Below are 1,369 nucleotides of genomic sequence, written 5' to 3'. Positions count from 1 at the left end.
GGTGACTGCAACTGAAGCGCGGCGGTGAACAGGTGAGAGGTATCCATGCCTCCAACCTACCCGACCGGCATCACCCCACCCCAAACCACCCACCATAAACAGCGAAAGGCCAAATTTTTTTATTTGACTTCAGCTGATTTTTCCGCATAATATCAGACTGTTTGCCCCGCACATGCGGGGATGATCCGTCGTTTTCGTCTTTGCCCCATGCGAGGTCGAGGTTTGCCCCGCACATGCGGGGATGATCCGCGCCGCTCGGAATCGACCATAGGCAGCCGAGGGTTTGCCCCGCACATGCGGGGATGATCCGGCATCCGTCACCCGTATCTGGACAAAACTAAAGTTTGCCCCGCACATGCGGGGATGATCCGCAGGGTTCGACACCGGCGCCGCAAGCTACACGGTTTGCCCCGCACATGCGGGGATGATCCGCGGTGCCGCAGCGCGCAAAGCGTTCGCAAACGGTTTGCCCCGCACATGCGGGGATGATCCATCAACGGAGCCATGGACGCGCGCGACGCCAAGGTTTGCCCCGCACATGCGGGGATGATCCGACGGTTGATTCCATTGTGATGCGCGTGGGCGAGTTTGCCCCGCACATGCGGGGATGATCCGACCACGCCCACGCTGGCGCTGCCGGCGATCTTGTTTGCCCCGCACATGGGGGTAATTCTTCTTCTCTGTCATGTTCCCATGACGGCTTCTGACCAGTATCGGAGGTCTGCTTCCGTCCGATTTGCAGGTATAAGAAAACCCGTCATGAACTTCAAGACGGGTCGAAAAAAGGATTGGGAACCCTCCACCATGTCCGAGTAAACGGTTTTAAGGGTGAAAGGCACCAATCCTTCAACTAATATTTTATTTCATATGGCGAATTATCTTGCCATTTCTAATTAGAACAATCTCTTTTACGATGGCGTTAGGCCTATCGAGTTTGTTTCTGCAGCCAGCCTCATCTGCTTAACCGGCTTAGGGGTTCGCCCCCGTATGCGCGGGGAGGGATGCTCACATAGCCCCTTATTTTGCCACCAGTTAGGCTTTTTATTTAACAAGGTACAAAAGTAAGTTCTGCGGTTTACATAGCTGAAACTCATACTCATGTGTGGCAGCACAAATGCCTGTGTAGGGCTTGATTCACCCGGATATGCGAAGGACCCTCGGGAGCGTGTCGCTCGACCGAGGGTCCTTGTGAAAAAATGATGCGGCGGTGTGCTACTCTCCCACACCCTGTCGGGTGCAGTACCATCGCCGTGCCAGGCCTTAGCTTCCGGGTTCGGAATGGGACCGGGCGTCTCCCCTGGGCCATGACCGCCGCAAATCTTCAATTCTATCGGCCGGACGTATCGTCCGCCGGCATTATGTGGCGGTT

At 55.7% G+C, this 1,369-nt stretch carries 1 rRNA gene and 1 CRISPR repeat array; the gene reads right to left on the bottom strand.

Annotated features, from left to right (window positions below):
• Window positions 1-159: 159 nt before the first annotated feature.
• A CRISPR array of direct repeats spans window positions 160-615; the repeat unit is 29 nt; unit sequence GTTTGCCCCGCACATGCGGGGATGATCCG.
• A 584-nt stretch (window positions 616-1,199) separates the two neighbouring features.
• A 5S ribosomal RNA gene (rrf, locus tag AC1AY0_RS11730) occupies window positions 1,200-1,316 on the bottom strand.
• Window positions 1,317-1,369: the final 53 nt, after the last annotated feature.

The sequence above is a fragment of the Bifidobacterium sp. LH_416 genome, from assembly GCF_056357055.1.
The sequence above is the reverse complement of the archived record's forward strand: the minus strand, read 5'-3'. Positions and strand labels throughout refer to the sequence as shown.